This is a genomic window from Clostridium sp. Marseille-P3244 (assembly GCF_900120155.1).
In the GTDB taxonomy this organism is placed as follows: Bacteria; Bacillota; Clostridia; order Lachnospirales; family Lachnospiraceae; genus Mediterraneibacter.
In genome coordinates, this window is the sequence record NZ_LT635549.1 from 2,398,525 (window position 1) to 2,412,830 (window position 14,306).

Annotated in this window: 17 protein-coding genes and 1 riboswitch; of the genes, 3 read left to right on the forward strand and 14 right to left on the reverse strand. The window is 50.0% G+C overall.

Features of this window, described 5'->3' with window-relative positions:
- Positions 1–8 precede the first annotated feature (8 nt).
- The 13 genes from cobM to BQ7367_RS13280 form a co-directional block, all read right to left on the reverse strand.
- On the reverse strand, positions 9–767 hold the full coding sequence (gene cobM, locus BQ7367_RS13220; RefSeq protein ID WP_072525860.1) for a precorrin-4 C(11)-methyltransferase: 759 nt from the start codon (positions 765–767) through the stop codon (positions 9–11).
- Positions 764–1,540 (reverse strand): precorrin-2 C(20)-methyltransferase, encoded by a 777-nt coding sequence (locus BQ7367_RS13225; protein WP_072526226.1) that lies wholly within the window; start codon positions 1,538–1,540, stop codon positions 764–766. Before BQ7367_RS13225 ends, cobM begins: the two co-directional genes overlap by 4 nt.
- A gap of 46 nt (positions 1,541–1,586) precedes the next feature.
- A complete protein-coding gene (gene cbiD, locus BQ7367_RS13230) occupies positions 1,587–2,768 on the reverse strand; it encodes a cobalt-precorrin-5B (C(1))-methyltransferase CbiD (protein WP_072525861.1) in 1,182 nt (393 codons plus the stop codon).
- 17 nt (positions 2,769–2,785) lie between these two features.
- Positions 2,786–3,250, reverse strand: a complete 465-nt coding sequence (locus tag BQ7367_RS13235; RefSeq protein ID WP_072525862.1) for a DUF1648 domain-containing protein — start codon at positions 3,248–3,250, stop codon at positions 2,786–2,788.
- Positions 3,251–3,310: 60 nt separating this feature from the next.
- Positions 3,311–3,763: a peroxiredoxin gene (locus BQ7367_RS13240; protein ID WP_072525863.1), complete on the reverse strand. Its 453-nt coding sequence runs from the start codon at positions 3,761–3,763 to the stop codon at positions 3,311–3,313.
- Positions 3,764–3,781: 18 nt separating this feature from the next.
- Positions 3,782–4,153 carry a VOC family protein gene (locus BQ7367_RS13245; protein WP_072525864.1) on the reverse strand — a complete coding sequence of 124 codons (372 nt, stop codon included), beginning with the start codon at positions 4,151–4,153 and terminating at the stop codon, positions 3,782–3,784.
- On the reverse strand, positions 4,150–4,632 hold the full coding sequence (locus BQ7367_RS13250) for a GNAT family N-acetyltransferase (protein ID WP_072526227.1): 483 nt from the start codon (positions 4,630–4,632) through the stop codon (positions 4,150–4,152). Before BQ7367_RS13250 ends, BQ7367_RS13245 begins: the two co-directional genes overlap by 4 nt.
- A gap of 29 nt (positions 4,633–4,661) precedes the next feature.
- On the reverse strand, positions 4,662–5,444 hold the full coding sequence (locus BQ7367_RS13255) for a sirohydrochlorin cobaltochelatase (RefSeq protein ID WP_072526228.1): 783 nt from the start codon (positions 5,442–5,444) through the stop codon (positions 4,662–4,664).
- 26 nt (positions 5,445–5,470) lie between these two features.
- Positions 5,471–6,322 (reverse strand): energy-coupling factor ABC transporter ATP-binding protein, encoded by an 852-nt coding sequence (locus tag BQ7367_RS13260; protein WP_072525865.1) that lies wholly within the window; start codon positions 6,320–6,322, stop codon positions 5,471–5,473.
- A gap of 68 nt (positions 6,323–6,390) precedes the next feature.
- Positions 6,391–7,155: a cobalt ECF transporter T component CbiQ gene (gene cbiQ / locus BQ7367_RS13265; RefSeq protein WP_072525866.1), complete on the reverse strand. Its 765-nt coding sequence runs from the start codon at positions 7,153–7,155 to the stop codon at positions 6,391–6,393.
- Complete coding sequence (locus BQ7367_RS13270) at positions 7,142–7,459, reverse strand: energy-coupling factor ABC transporter substrate-binding protein (protein ID WP_072525867.1); 318 nt, start codon at positions 7,457–7,459, stop codon at positions 7,142–7,144. The genes cbiQ and BQ7367_RS13270 overlap by 14 nt, the downstream gene beginning before the upstream one ends.
- Positions 7,460–8,218: an energy-coupling factor ABC transporter permease gene (locus tag BQ7367_RS13275; protein ID WP_072525868.1), complete on the reverse strand. Its 759-nt coding sequence runs from the start codon at positions 8,216–8,218 to the stop codon at positions 7,460–7,462.
- A gap of 154 nt (positions 8,219–8,372) precedes the next feature.
- A riboswitch (cobalamin riboswitch) is annotated at positions 8,373–8,622 on the reverse strand.
- Between the two features lie 8 nt (positions 8,623–8,630).
- Positions 8,631–9,158, reverse strand: coding sequence for a cob(I)yrinic acid a,c-diamide adenosyltransferase (locus BQ7367_RS13280; protein WP_072525869.1), 528 nt, complete (start codon positions 9,156–9,158; stop codon positions 8,631–8,633).
- Positions 9,159–9,377: 219 nt separating this feature from the next.
- Here BQ7367_RS13280 and BQ7367_RS13285 point away from each other — a divergent pair, with 219 nt between their 5' ends.
- From BQ7367_RS13285 to BQ7367_RS13295, 3 genes are all read left to right on the forward strand, one after another.
- Positions 9,378–10,691: an IS30 family transposase gene (locus BQ7367_RS13285; RefSeq protein ID WP_072525870.1), complete on the forward strand. Its 1,314-nt coding sequence runs from the start codon at positions 9,378–9,380 to the stop codon at positions 10,689–10,691.
- 284 nt (positions 10,692–10,975) lie between these two features.
- Entirely contained in the window at positions 10,976–11,653 is a 678-nt protein-coding gene (locus tag BQ7367_RS13290) for a helix-turn-helix domain-containing protein (RefSeq protein ID WP_072525871.1), read from the forward strand.
- A 20-nt stretch (positions 11,654–11,673) separates the two neighbouring features.
- On the forward strand, positions 11,674–12,552 hold the full coding sequence (locus BQ7367_RS13295; protein ID WP_235837623.1) for an IS3 family transposase: 879 nt from the start codon (positions 11,674–11,676) through the stop codon (positions 12,550–12,552).
- Positions 12,553–12,722: 170 nt separating this feature from the next.
- Here the strand turns inward: BQ7367_RS13295 and BQ7367_RS13300 are convergent, their stop codons facing one another.
- Entirely contained in the window at positions 12,723–13,925 is a 1,203-nt protein-coding gene (locus tag BQ7367_RS13300; protein WP_200786814.1) for an IS256 family transposase, read from the reverse strand.
- Between the last annotated feature and the right edge of the window lie 381 nt (positions 13,926–14,306).

Below are 14,306 nucleotides of genomic sequence, written 5' to 3' on the forward strand. Positions count from 1 at the left end.
TCTCTCCCTTATTTCTTTTCCACCTTCCGGAACTCTGTTGAAAAGGAAGGGTCATAGAGTCTGGATCTGTCATATTCCCCTTCCAGAATACGCCCGATGACGATCAGCGCTGTCTTGGAAATCTTCTCTATCTCCGCAGTCTCCGCCAGCGTCTCTACCGTACACCGCAGCACCTTCTCCTGGGGCCAGCTGGCTTTATATACAATGGCCGCGGGAGTGTCCGGAGCATATCCTCCGGATATCAGTTCCTCCGACAGCTGTTCCAGCATCCCGGCGCTCAGGAAAATGACCATGGTGGCCTGATGAACGGCAAAGCTTCGGATGGATTCCCGCTCCGGCACAGGAGTCCTTCCCGCCATCCGGGTGATGACCACTGACTGAGACACCCCGGGAAGTGTATACTCTGCGCCCAGAGCCGCCGCCGCGCCGCAGAAAGAACTGACACCCGGGCATACCTCCCAGGCGATCCCCTGCTCTTTCAGCGCATCCATCTGTTCTTTCACTGCCCCGTAGAGGGAAGGATCCCCGGTGTGGAGACGCACGATCTCCTTCCCCGCCCGGTCTCCTGAAAACATGACCTCCAGGACTTCCTCCAGGGTCATTTCCGCGCTGTTATAGATCTCGCATCCCTCCCGGCACAAAGACAGAAGTCCCGGATTGACAAGAGAACCCGCGTAAATGACAATATCCGCCTTCTCAAGAAGGCGCTGTCCCCGGACTGTGATCAGGTCTTTCGCTCCCGGCCCGGCTCCCACAAATGTGATCATGATCCTGCTCCCTTCTTTTTTCTCTCCTTTGCCACTACCAGGGAATAGTATCCTGCGTCTTCCGGTATCTCTTCCGCCGAGAAAAAGACACGCTCTCTGTCCATCCCGCAGTTCTCCACCATTCCCACATCCAGCTCCTGTCCGGTCAGAAGGCGCTTTACCTCCGCCATATTTCTTCCGGCTTTCATCAGCACCTTCGTCCCCTTCAGGGCAAGTCCGGCTTCGATGTCATAGGATGCCGGCAGGATATGCAGTTCTTCCCGGTTCTCAGCCAGTGCCATGTCCATCCGGGCCGCCGCTGCGCAGAAAGACGGAACACCTGCCGCCAGTGCCGTGGGAAATCCCTTGTTCTTCAGCCGCTTATGGATATACATACAGGTGGAATACAGCGTCGGATCACCCAGGGTCAGGAAGACCACATCCTTCCCCTGCTCCAGGACCCCGGCCACAAACTCTGCTCCCTTGTCATGGATCTCTTTGAGCGTCTCCCGGTCTTTGATCATCGGCATAGGCAGGAAAATCTTCGGCTTTGAGGAGATCTCCGGCACTGCCTGAAGCGCAGTCTGATAAGCCGCACAGCCCGCCAGATACCCATTTAGCCCTCTGCTGCCGGTTTCCTCCGGTTCCTTCCACGCAAGTGCCGGTTCTGTAAAATTTCTGTCTGACACCGGGATTGCCAGCACATCACACTCCCGGATCAGCCTCACCGCGGACAGTGTCAGCAGGCCCGGATCTCCGGGCCCTACCCCTGCCCCTGTAAATCTTCCTGTCATCCTTTCTCTGTCATCCTTTCTCTGTCGTCCGTTTCCCGGCATCCTGTCATCCTTTCTCCGATATCCTGGTGGCTTCCTGCCGGATCCGTTCCAGCAGGCAGTCCGATCCTTTGGTCTTCCCCAGGATTCCTTCTTCCGGTGTGAACACCACTGCTCCCACCTGCAGCTGCTGCCCGGCCCTCTGGCTCAGATGAAACCCGATCCGCTCCGTCACGGTCTTCATCACGGGCACCAACATCTGCTTCTCTTTCAGGATCCCGAAGGCCTCCGCTGTGCTGACACAGTCCATAAGCCGACACACGGTCTCCCGGCCGGCTCCGGCCATAGCCGCGTGGGATGCCAGCACTTCCATCCGGCAGTCCGCCTGCCTGGAATGAGTATTCATCACTCCTGCCGCCAGCTTCACGAATTTTCCCGCGTGCCCCGCCAGGAGGAGTCCTTTCATCCCCAGGATCCTCGCGTCATCAATGGCCTCGCCGATATAGTTGCTGCATTTTACGGCGTCTTTCTCCTCGATATGGAGAACGTCTCTTAAAAATTCCATCCCGTAATTTCCGGGGACTGCAAGACAATATGTATGTCCCTGCTCTTTTCGCATCTTCATCTCCAGCCAGATGGTATCTGTCAGTGCCTTCTCACTCATGGGTTCCACGATCCCGGTAGTGCCCAGGACCGACAGCCCACCCCGGATCCCCAGCCGGGGATTAAACGTGAGCAGAGCTGTCTTTTCTCCCTCCGGAATGGAGATGGTGACCCTGACCCGGCCCTGATATCCATAGCGGGAACAGATCTGGCTTACTTCCTGCCCGATCATCCTGCGGGGCACCGGATTGATGGCTGCCTGTCCCACGGACTGCTCCAGTCCCGGTCCTGTGACGCGCCCCACCCCGGCTCCGCCGTCAATGAGCACCTGCCCCTCACAAAAGCACAGTTCTTCCACTCTGCCCTCTGCCAGCCGTTCTACTCTGGCAAAGATCAACAGCCCGTCGGTGACATCCGGATCATCCCCGCTGTATTTTCTTATCCCACATTCCACAAAGTCTGCTGTCCTCGTGATCTTCTCTACCTCCAGGCAGAGCCGGATGCCCGCGGGGGTCGTCAGCTGTACCTGCGGGATCTCTTCCCCGGAAAACAGCATCCGGGCGGATGCCTTTGCCGCGGCCGCCGCGCAGCTCCCGGTAGTATATCCCAACCGGAGCCCAAAGCGGGTTCTTCCGATCTCCATCATGCGCAGCCCTCCTTCCGTCATCTGTTCCGGATCAGGCAGATCAGCCAGAAAGCAATATCTCCCAGAGTCAGTATCAGAGTGACCGGCAGAAACCATCCCGGAAGGGGTCCTCCAGTAGATGTATTGACTGTCAGATAGGACAGGACAGCCACCATGGCCAGCTTCAGTGTCCCGATCATATATTTCAGGATCCGGTAGACCCGGGCGCTGTTTTCCGGCGTGACACTGACCCCGGTATTCCACATGGCCGGATGCCTGCTCAGCAATGTGATGAACAGGTACAGGATCCACGTTACGGCCAGCGGAAAGAAGATCTCCCCCTTGGATCCCCAGCGGTCGATCTCTCCGGCCGCATTATAGTGCATCGGGATCTGGTCCGGGAAAAAGCTCCACCCGGCCAGGACATAGATCGTCACCCCTGCCAGGATCACCAGGCAGAGCACTTCGATCGCGATATCAATTCTGTTCCTTGGGATCTTCATGAGTCTTCACCTCGCTATTCCACAAAATCGTCAAATCCGCACAATGTCCAAAACTTCATTTTAGAGTTCTTCCAGCATCTGCGCCGGATTCTCAGCCGCTTTGACCTTTCCGAATGCCCGGATGATAATTCCCTCCTCATCGATCAGATAGGTCGTCCTCACAACACCCATAGTCTTTCTGCCATACATGTTTTTTTCCTTCCACACATCATAGGCCTGGATACAGGTCAGTTCCGGATCAGACAGAAGGGGAAACGGCAGGCCGTACTTCTCCTCAAATTTCTTGTGGGAAGCCACGCTGTCTTTGCTCACTCCGATCACCACCGCGCCCTTCTCTGTAAACTGGGGATATCGTTCCCCGAACCCGCACGCCTGTTTTGTGCAGCCGGGCGTATTATCCTTCGGGTAAAAATACAGGACCACCTTCCTGCCCCTGTATTCCTCCAGAGTGTGGGTCTGTCCATTCTGATCCGGCAGTTCAAAAGCCGGCGCTTTTGTTCCTACTTCCAGCATCATTTCTTCCTCCTTTTTTTAATTCATCTGTACAGGCGCTCCTACCTCAATGAGATTTCCGTCAGGATCATAGAATCGGATGGTTCTCTGTCCCCAGGGCTCTTCCCGCAGCCTGTTTACATATTGTATGGTTTTGTCATAGCTGTCCAGTTTTTCCTGAAATCCCCGGATATCAGTCTCTTCAAAGTAAAGTTCTGCCGCATTGTGATACAAAACTGCCTCCTTCCGGGTCAGCCTTTCCCAGATCGAAACTTCCTGAAGGACCAGTCCTTCCGTCAGGATCACATTACCGTCATGATCCAATACAACATCAAGTCCAAACAACTCTTTGTAAAATCTTTTTGACCGCTCCATATCCTTTACCACGATCAGGATATTTTTCAGCTTCATACCTTCGGCTCCTCCTGTGCTCTGCTGTCCGGCATGCCCTGTGCCCCGGACGTTTTCTTCCACTCCATGATATACTCCGCCTCTCCGGTCTCCGGATCGATATCCTCTTTTTGGATCGTGAAGTCTTCCCGCCGGTAGAATCTGACCGCCCTGCGGTTTTTCTGGTAAACATGTAAGGTCAGCCCGGAACGGATCTTTTTTACAAAATCCAGCAGCTGCTTTCCTGCCCCCTGTGACCGGGCTTTTCTTCGGACAAAAATCCCTTCTATATGATCCCCGTTCAGCCCGATAAATCCCAGGATTTCCGTGAACTTCTGTTCCTCCAGAACATACACTTCCGCCTGGGGAAGCATCTCCCCCACCTGGGCAAAATGTTCCTCCCAGTACGCTGAAGGGATAAAATCATGGGCCTCCGTGTTTGACTCCAGCCAGATCCGCATTACAGCATCTATATCTGTTTCCTGAAATTTTCTGATCATATCCTCCGTTTCCTTCCTGTCACTCCGGGTCAAACCGTGTCTTCACTTTCTGCCTCTTCGATGTGTTCCATGAAAATCTTCCGGATCCCGGAAAACTCTCCCAGCCCTTTCATGATCACCCTCACGTCGTACCCTTTCTCTTCCAGACGACTCTTCCAGGAATCCTCTTCCCCGGCCATGTCATTTTGGGCATGATCCCCCGCCACCAGCATGAATGGCATCAGGGCAGTCTTTTTCTTTCCAGATATCTCCAGCTTTGTCATTACATTTTTGAGCTCCGGGAAGTTCTCCACAGTACCCACCAGCACCTGCTCATAGCCGAGGGCATGGAAGGTATATTCCAGTGTAGGGTAGGCGGAATTTGCATGGTGGTCTGTCCCGTGTCCCATAAGCACCAGCATCTCTCCCTCTTCCAGCTTCGTTTGTCCCATCACCGCGTGAACTGCTTTCTTATAATCCTCCACACTGCTCAGCAGCGGCCTTCCTGCCCGGATTCGCCGAAACAGGCCCCTGTGTTCCCTCAGATCTTCCATCATCCGGTCATTCTCCACACCGTTGATGATATGGGTGGGCTGGACAATCACATCCTCTATGCCTTCTGCCGCCATGCGTTTCAGCGCCTCTTCCACGGTGTCTACCTTCCGGTTTTCCCGGCTCTTAAGTTTCCGGATGATCATATGACTTGTAAATGCCCGGTATACACGCCGGTCGGGAAAAGTTTCCGCGGCTTCTCTCTCGATCACGCCGATCGTCCGATCCAGTGTATCCAGATAACTGGTCCCGAAACTCACAATCAGAATCCCTTTGTTCATTTCTGCGTCCTCCTGTTCTGCAGTGGTCATGATACAGTCCCCGCACATAAAAACTGTTCCAGCTCTTCCAGATTCCGGGGCGGAGCTTCTTCTGAAAGGATCCGTTCCCGCTTCTTCATATTCTCCCATATCCGCAGCACCGCAGGCATTTCCAGTCCCGCAGCCTCAAGCGCGGCGCGGTCGGAAAATACCTGGAGAGGCGTTCCCTGCCGGATCACTCTGCCTTCCTGCATCAGAATGATCTCATCTGCCCAGCTGTATGCGTAGTCCACGTCATGGGTCGCCATAAGGACCGTGATCCCCTTCTCTGTCAGCCCTTCCGTGATCTCTCTTACTTTTTTCCTGTGTTTCGGATCAAGGGAAGACGCCGGCTCATCCAGTATCATCACTTCCGGATGCATAACAAGAATGTCCGCAATGGCCACCAGTTTCTTCTCGCCGCCGCTGAGAGCGTGCGCCGGACGGTCCTGAAAAGACATAATCCCCAGTTCCCTGATCACCTGCTCTACTTCCCGCCGGGCCTGTTCTTCCTCTGTTCCTAAATTGAGGATCCCGAAGGAGATTTCCTGATACACACTGGCAGAAAACAGCTGGTTGTCCGGCTCCTGAAAGACCACGCCCACTCTGCGCCGTACATCCATAAGCCCTCTGCGCGTGTATTCGATCGGTTTTCCGCCGATCCGGATCTCTCCGCTGTCCGGCCTGCGTATTCCGTTCAGGCAGAGGAACAGGGTGGATTTTCCGGAGCCGTTCCCGCCCATGAAGGCCGTCCTGGATCCCCGGCGCAGTCTGAGATCTACGTGATCCAGCGCTTTTTGCGTGCCGCCCTCATAAGTATAACAGAGCCCTTCTGTCTCTACGATCCAGTCCTTCTCCATGATCTGCTCCTCTCATTACTTTTCCTATTATACCTCATATTGAATGTTCCCGCTACAGAACCGGAATGTTATCCTGCCACAGCCAGACCGACGGCCGCCAGTGCGAACAGCACAATCAGAGCGATCTCTTTTTTCCTTGGCGGACGCTCCTGTGACAGTACACGAATCCTCCCGTCATAACAACGCGACTCCATCGCATCATAAAGGGCGTTGGCCCGTTTCAGCGCAAGGACAAAAAGCGCCGCGCCCATACCTCCAAAAGACCGGATCCTTGTCCGGAAATTTCTGTTTCCCAGTCTTGATTCCTGAGCAGTCATAATAGCTGACGCCGTCTCCAGAAATACGAAAATGAACCGGTAGATCAGAAGCATCAGTTCAATAATCAGAGCTGGAAGGTGCAGTTTCTTAAGCACCTCCAGAATATCTGTCATCGTTGTATTCAGCGCCAAAAAATAGAGACAGGCCACCGAGGCCATCGCGGTGGTGCACAGCCGGGCACCCTCTTTTATGGAGGCAAAACTCCCGGTAATGTACCAGCCTCCTACAGGAATTGCAAAGGCGTCCAGAGGTGTCCTGCCTACATCGATAAAAAGCGCCAGCGTCCCCGCAAGTAAAAATGCCCCGGGAATCAGCAGCAGTTTAATGTACCGGGACACAGGAATCTTCCCGATTCTCACGGTCAGAATCCCGTTCACTGCAAACACAAACATCGCTGCAAGATAAGACCGGCTTACAATACAGATCACCAGCCCAAGCAGAGTATATGCACACTTTTCTGCCGCGTTGACATATCTCAATCCGGACTGATAACAAAGCTTGTCAATGATAATCATCTTTTTTCATCCATTTTCTGCGCTCTACGAAACGGCCCATAAAAAACGCAATCACTCCGACTCCGATCCCGGTCTGCACGCAGAAGATCAGGCTCTCAATCTCTCCCGGAATCTCTCCGCCCAGCGCTTTTTCCAATACCGGAACAGCCCATGGTTCATACTCTCCACTGATCTCCTCTACCATCACACTCCCTGCGTCGTCGGAGCCTCCGAACTCTGCTCCTCTCAATGCCGCAAGCGGGATCACAGTAATCAATACTACAATAATAAGAAGAAGGATAACTGTCTTCGCATTTTTGGACATTTATATTCCCTCCTTACTTTCACGAATAAAACCGATCATTTTTAGTTCCGGACCCGCGTAGGTTTCCAGACCGATCACGATAACCACCGTAAGGATTCCTTCAATCACGGCAAGCGGAAGCTGTGTCGGAGCGAACACTCCCAGAAATTTTAACACGGAAGCAGCTACTCCACCCGTTTCTGACGGGTATGCGACAGCCAGCTGAATGCTTGTCACACAGTAAGTAAACAAATCCCCTGCAAAAGCGGCCAGAAAAACGCCTGTCCTACGGTTTATCCCCAGTTTCCGGCACAGCCTGTACAACCCGAAAGATACAACGGGCCCGGCAATGGCCATGGAGAATGTATTGGCACCCAGCGTTGTAAGCCCCCCGTGAGCCAGAAGCAGAGCCTGAAAGAGCAGGACGATGATACCCAGTATGCTGACAGCTGACGGGCCGAACAGAATCGCCCCCAGCCCGGTTCCCGTCATATGGGAACAGCTTCCGGTGACTGAGGGGATCTTCAGTGATGAGATCACAAAAATAAAAGCCCCTGCCATGGCGATCAGGGTAATATTTCTGCGGTTTTCCATTATTTTGTTTTTCAGTGAAATAAAACCTGCAATCAGAAACGGCAGGCAGACGGCTCCCCACGCCACGCAGTAGCCTGCGCTCAGGTAGCCTTCCATGATGTGCATCGCGTGCGAAACAGGCACGACAGCAGACATCGCGGCAATCGCGATGGATGCTTTGATCAGATTCTTTTCTGATGTTTTCATTTTTTCCTCCTTTTGTGACGATTTTTAAGTATGCCGCCGTTCTGGGAAAAACAGAAAACGCCATACTCTGTGAAAGTGGGAATTTCCTCCCATCTGATATTTCCGGCGCCACAAAAAAGAGATTTGCGGCATACACCGGTCATATCCCCGTAACCTCCAGACCCGGTTAAAAGTGAATATTCTGACTTAGGCGTCATCACAGACATCCCGCCTTCCCACAGGCTTGCCGCCCACAGTGACCTTCCGCTTTCCGGCTTTTGTCGTTTGGGACAAAAGACGCATCGCAGAAATGGGATGCTGCTCTTCCAATACAGCAACGGGTATTGTGCAGGATTCTCACCTGCTTCCTCGGCGGCCCTGCGCGTTTCGCACAGCAGCCACATTCTTTTAACCTGTATGCCGGATCTGGCTTTCAGTACTCAATCCCTTCTCTCGCCCGGATGCCCCGGTCGAAGGGATGTTTCACCTTGCGTATCTCTGACACATAATCTGCCAGTTCCACAAGACGGTCATCCGGATCCCGTCCCGTAAGGACGACCTCCAGACTGTCAGGTTTCTCTTTCAGGAACGAAAGCGCTTCCTCCCGGGGAATCAGCCCGTACTGCCAGGCTGCCATAAATTCATCCATGACCAGGACGCCATACGCTTCATCGGATATCCGCCCGAGAATTTCCTTCCACAGATCTCTGTAGGTTCTCCCCGCTTCTTCCTTTTCCTCTTCATTCAGTCTGTAAAAGAAACCATACACTTTATCCAGATGGATGACATCGATCTCCGGAATTGCGTCCAGTACGTTCAGTTCTCCCGAATCCTCATTCTTCAGGAAACGGGCAAAAAGAACCTTCTCGCCCCGTCCTGCCGCACGCACGGCAAGCCCCACCGCAGCCGAGGTCTTTCCTTTGCCGTCGCCACAGTAGATATGGATCAGTCCCTGGATCATATATACTCATCCTTTCTGTCAAGTTCCCATCCATTCTATCACACCCTTTCTTCCATGGCAAGGCGCCGGAATAAGCATGGCATCCCCCCAAAAATGAAATTTTAAATTCCACCTCCCCCAGGGGGAGTAGCGTTTACTTCTGCACAGTTGATATTTACTCTTTCATACATCCATGGTATGGTTATCTCTCCTTCTGACAGCAGTAGAAGGAGGCTCATCATGAGTAAATATATTCCTGGTAACCAAAAACACCTTACCCTTGAAAACCGTATCTATATTGAAAACGAACTGAATAAAGGCACTTCCTTTAAGGATATTGCCAGGTTCCTGTGTAAGGATCCGACCACAATCTCTAAAGAAGTCAGAGCTCACCGTCTCTCAGACTGGTATCACAAAGGGACTTTCTATAATGCCAAAAACTTCTGCATTCACCGCTTTCACTGTAAGAAGACGAACGCCTGCGGAAAGATTGTCCTCTGCGGAATCAAATGCGCATCCTGTCCTACCTGCAACCAAACCTGCAGAAACTTTGAAAAAGAGCGCTGCGTCAGGCTTGACCGGGCTCCCTATGTCTGCAACGGCTGTACGAAAAAAATCAATCACTGCACGATTGCCCACAAATACTCTTATAACGCCAGGTTCGCTGACAGGAAATACCGGGAAAAACTCCGGGATTCCAGAGCAGGGATCAACACGACTAAACGGGAGCTTCACAAAAAGGATCAGATCATTTCCCCGCTGATCGAACAGGGACAGTCTCCCTATCATATCCTGACAAACCACCCGGAACTGGACATGTCCGTCCGTACCCTGTATTCGTACCTTGACCAGGGGCTCTTTACGGCCAGGAACATAGATCTGAAGCGGAAGGTCCATTTCAAGCCAAGAAAGTGCCATAAAACACAGATCACGGACAGGGCAGTCTTTACCAACCGATCCTATCGTGACTTCTGTTCCCTTTCCCTTACAGGCTATGTCCAAATGGATACGGTTCATTCTTCCAGGGAATCAAAAAAGACCCTGCTGACCATGTTTTTCACCCAAGAAAAACTCTTCCTTGCTTTTCTGATGAACCGCTGCACGAAAGGCGCTGTCCGTCTTGTTTTTGACCGTCTGGAAAAGCGTATGGGAACCTATGAATTCGCTTCCGTGTTTGAATATATCCTGACGGACCGGGGCTCTGAATTTGGTGATCCGGATGCTTTGGAAACCGGAGTGGACGGAATACAGCGTTCCAGCATTTATTACTGTGACCCGATGCAGAGTGGGCAGAAGGGCGGATTGGAACAGGCACATACGATGCTGCGGATGATCCTCCCAAAAGGACCCAGTTTTGAATTCCTTACGCAATGGGACGTAAACCTGATTGTGAATCATATCAATTCCACACCAAGGGAAAGCCTGGGTGGAAGGACGCCATACAGCGTCGCGTTGGAAGCACTTGGAGAAGAGGTCTTAAACGCGTTTCAGCTTAGACCGATTGCCCCGGATGAGGTAAATCTGACGCCTAAGCTGATCCGCTTTAACCACTAATCAACTGATCGAAATCTGCTGTCAGACTGGAAGTAAACGTTTCACATTTTTTAGATGTGGCCGGTGGAATTCAGTCATGCACACTGTATTCCAGCGGTCCGTTTCCCATGCCCAGAAATCAAGTATTTTTCGATGAGTTTAGCTAATTATAACAGAAAACAGGAGATTTTGCTTAAAAATCCCCTGTAAAATCTGCAAAAAATAAAGTATGGTGGAATTGATATGCTCCCCTTTAGGTAGACAGTTGAAATAGTAAAACTGTTTATCTAGAAGGGAGTTTTATTATGCCTAGAGGAATATTACCAGAAGTGAAACTGCAGGCTGTAAAAGATTACATTTCAGGAAACGGATCCCATCTCTCTCACGCACGTGAACTTGGAGTGAGTAAAACCGTTTTTACTAGATGGGTTAACAAGTATAAAACATTCGGAGAATCCGCTTTCATCAGAACAGGTCACAATCAATCTTATCCAGCCTCCTTTAAAAAAGATGTTGTTGAAGCGTATCTAAACGGAGAAGGATCTTACTGGGAACTGGCAGTTACCTATAACATTCCTGCCGAAACTACAATCAGACAGTGGGTTTTGAAGTATAATGGACATGAGAAGCTGAAAGCTTCCGGAACAGGAGGAAATGCTATCATGACCAAAGGAAGAAAAACCACCTTCGATGAACGGGTTGAAATCGTGCAATACTGCATCGCTCATGATCATAATTATGCCAAGACAGCAGAACAGTTTGAGATTTCTTACCAACAGGCACGTAATTATACGATAAAATATGAGAAGCAGGGAGTGGAGGCTCTTCGTGACCGGCGAGGAAGGCGAAAACCAGAAGAGGAAATGTCAGAACTCGAAAAACTGCGGGCCGAAAATCGGATTTTGCGGGCCGAAAAAGAGCACGCACAAATGGAGGCGGACTTCTTAAAAAAACTTGCAGAAATCGAAAGGAGGCGGGGCTGAGCCGGCAAAGGAACAAACCCATTTATCAGGTGATCAAAGAGGAACATGAAGAACACCATTACTCAATCCGGTCTTTATGTAAACTTGGCGGCATTACAAGAGCAGCTTACTACAAATGGCTGAACCGTATAGAGACAGCAAATGACCGGCTGAACAAACAGATTTCCGACCGGTTGGAAGCAATCCATCAAGAACATCCTGACATGGGATATCGGAGATTGAATGATAAACTCCGTCACGATAATGGCATCAAAGTAAATGATAAGAGGATCCTGCGTATATGCAGGAAACAGCAGATAAGGTCAAACTTGAAATATCGTTATGACGGCTGTACAAGACCATCGAAAAATCCAGCTTTTATAGCAGAAAATATTTTAAACAGAGATTTTCATGCAGATGGTCTGAACAAGAAATGGGTAACTGATGTAACAGAGTTTAAGTATGGCACTTCATTTGACCATATCCATAAGCTATACCTGAGTGTGATTCTGGACTTATGTGATCATCGTCCAGTTGCATATGTGTTAAGTGATCACAATAACAATCAGCTTATATTTGATACTTTCGATCAGGCAGTAAGAAATAATCCGGGAGTTCATCCAATCTTTCATAGTGACCGGGGTTTCCAATACACTTCCCGCGTGTTTCACCAAAAGCTAATAGACGCGGGAATGACACAGAGCATGTCCCGAGTAGCACACTGTACGGATAATGGGCCTATGGAAGGATTCTGGGGGATACTAAAACGCGAAATGTATTATGGGAGGAAGTATCATACCAGAGAGGAACTTGTACAAGCGATAATGGCATATATAGACTATTACATAAATGACCGCCCGCAAAGGTGCCTTGATGTATTAACACCGTTTGAATTTCATGAACGGTTATTAGCCGCATAAAAGAGACCGTTTCAAGTTTTGTGTAAACTAAAAAACTGATATAAGATATGTCATTAGTTACTTTGGGCAGAGCCAATTTTTTGAGGTTCTGCCCTTGCTTGTATTATAATGCAGTTTCCAGACATGTCAAGCAGGGCTGGCTAATCCAGCCCTCTCAGACGGGAAGCTGCTTATAATCCGGATAGTCTTTCTTCAAAGAAAATCTCCAGCTGCGAATGGATCTGCCCCCAATCCTGCCGGTGGCCTGTCCATTTTTTCGTGATATCCATCATGGCTAAATACAGCATTTTTAAGAGACTCTCATCAGAAGGAAACACTGTCTTAGATTTTGTGACCTTTCGGAGCTGGCGGTTAAATCCCTCGATTGCATTGGTGGTATAGATCAGACGGCGGATCGCTTCCGGGTACTTAAAATAAGTCGAAAGATTCGCCCAGTTATCTTTCCAGGATTTCGCTATTTTCGGGTATTTTCCGCTCCATTTGTCATCAAAGCTGTCCAGCTCTGCTAATGCGATTTCTTCTGTTGGAGCTGCATATACACGTTTCAGATCAGCCATCAGGGGCTTGATCTCCTTATAGGAAACGAACTTCGTGGTATTCCGAATCTGATGAATGATACATTGCTGGATTTCTGTCTGGGGAAATACCGCCTCAATTGCCTGAGGAAATCCTGTCAGCCCATCCACACATGCAATTAGGATATCTTCTACTCCGCGGTTCCTTAGCCCGTTCAAAATAGAAAGCCAGAATTTCGCGCTTTCATTTTGTCCAACATACATGCCAAGCACGTCTTTATGTCCTTCCATGTCAATCCCAATGGCGCTATAAACTGCACGTCTTACAATCCGTCCTTCATTGCGCACATGATAATGGATGGCATCCATGAAAACCACAGCATAAATTTCTTCCAATGGTCTTTCCTGCCATTCTTTCACAATGGGAAGAATCTTATCCGTGATCCGGCTAATGGTGCTGTCAGAGATTTCGATGTCGTACAGTTCACGCATATGGCTTTCAATATCATTTGTGGTCATTCCTTTGGCATACATGGAGATGATCTTTTCCTCCATGTCCTGAGTGACGGTATTCTGGTATTTCTTGACAATCTGCGGTTCAAACCCGCCTTTCCTGTCCCTGGGGATGTCGATTTCCATGTCTCCATAGCTGGTATGCATTGTCTTCTGAGAATGTCCATTTCTGGAATTATCCGTTTCCTTGTTACGATAATCATACTTAGAATAGCCTAATTCCTCGTCCATCTCCTGGTCCAGAGCACCTTCCAGAATGATGGACATCATATCCCGCATGATGGAGTTAACATCTGTCCCATCTTTGACTTTAACATTGTTTTCTTTCATGTAGTTACCCATCATTTCTCGAAGGGCTGCTTTTTGTGGGGTATCCTTTTTTCTTGCCATAAAATAAACCTCCAAACTGGTAAGTCTATCTTACATCAGTTTGAAGGTTTACACAAACTTTGGGATACTCCCGCATAAATGATTGCCCGGCACAAACCGGGCAATACAAAAATTTTATATTTTTTTCATTGTCTACTTGACGGGTAGCACACCAAATTTACCTCTTCACTGGAATTTAAAATTTCAATTTAGCGCATGGCATCCCCCGGGTAATCCACACTTATAAAAATACCGGTCTCCCTTTTCGGAGACCGGCTTCGTTTCCGCAGTTAACTGCTGCTCTTTTTTACAATTCTATCAACTTTAAATATAAATCTCCCTGACCGCACTGACAGA